This is a genomic window from Neobacillus fumarioli NBRC 102428 (genome assembly GCF_001591485.1).
GTDB classification, from domain to species: domain Bacteria; phylum Bacillota; class Bacilli; order Bacillales; family Cytobacillaceae; genus Neobacillus; species Neobacillus fumarioli.
In genome coordinates, this window is record NZ_BCUZ01000253.1 from 1 (window position 1) to 1045 (window position 1045).

Annotated in this window: 2 protein-coding genes; both read left to right on the forward strand. The window is 40.1% G+C overall.

Annotated features, from left to right (window positions below):
* Positions 1 to 497 (forward strand): hypothetical protein (locus BFU02S_RS17445; RefSeq protein ID WP_235842098.1); only part of this gene is annotated, 497 nt, incomplete at its 5' end.
* Positions 498 to 522: 25 nt separating this feature from the next.
* Positions 523 to 1045 (forward strand): GIY-YIG nuclease family protein (locus tag BFU02S_RS15955; protein WP_169797623.1); only part of this gene is annotated, 523 nt, incomplete at its 3' end.

The window sequence follows — 1045 nt, forward strand, 5'->3', positions numbered from 1 at the left end:
CCTGGTATAACAGGTGGGGATTATTTTACGCTTACGTTACCGAGTGGAAGCTCGTGATTCTATGTCTCTTGTATTTAGATGATGCTGACGCTGAGATTGGCCCTGTACCTGCTGGTCGTGTAGGTGGCATAGTGGAGCCAGAAATGGATTTGCTTTCTAGCATTCTTTCATCATTTAATGACTTGTTCGGCAATATAGACTGGAACGATGCTGATAATGTTCGCCGTCAAATTCTAGAAATACCAGGAATGGTTACAAAGGACGAGCGCTATATTATCGCAATGAAAAATTCAGACAAGCAAAATGCGCGTATGGAAAGTGAACGTGCCCTTCAGTCTGTTATATTTAGTATAATGGCCGATAATATGGAGTTATTTAAGCAGTTTAATGATAATCCTTCGTTTAAGAAATGGCTGTCGGATCTTGTTTTCAATTTAACGTATAACTCTGAAGGAAATCCATTTGAAACTCCTTCCAATGATTCAAATAACAAATAAGCTGTTACGAGGGAGGTAAAGGATTATGACTAAACGAGGAAAAAGTATAAATTTGTTTTTAATGGATGGCACACCAAATGGGAGCATAAAGTGTACTCTTGCTAATTGGACAGGCGTGGCTTACAAAATACCTCGAACAGAACTAGATAAGTGCAAGGAACGCGAAGATTTATCACAGAGCGGTGTTTACTTCTTATTTGGCACTTCCGATCAAACAGACGACAATATGGTTTATATTGGCCAAGCTGGTGTACGGAAAAATGGTGAGGGTCTTCTCTGTCGGTTGATCGAGCACAAGCGAAATCCAGATAAGGATTATTGGACAGAGGCTGTTGTATTTACTACATCCAATAACTCATTTGGCCCTACAGAGATAAGTTACCTTGAGAACCGATTTTGTGGACTTGCAGTAGAGGCAAATCGGTATGTGGTTAAAAACGGAAACGACCCTACTCCAGGAAATATAGCCGAGGAAAAAGAAAGTGAGCTCGAAGAGTTCATTGATTACGCTAAAATTATAATGGGCGCTCTTGGACACAAATTATTCG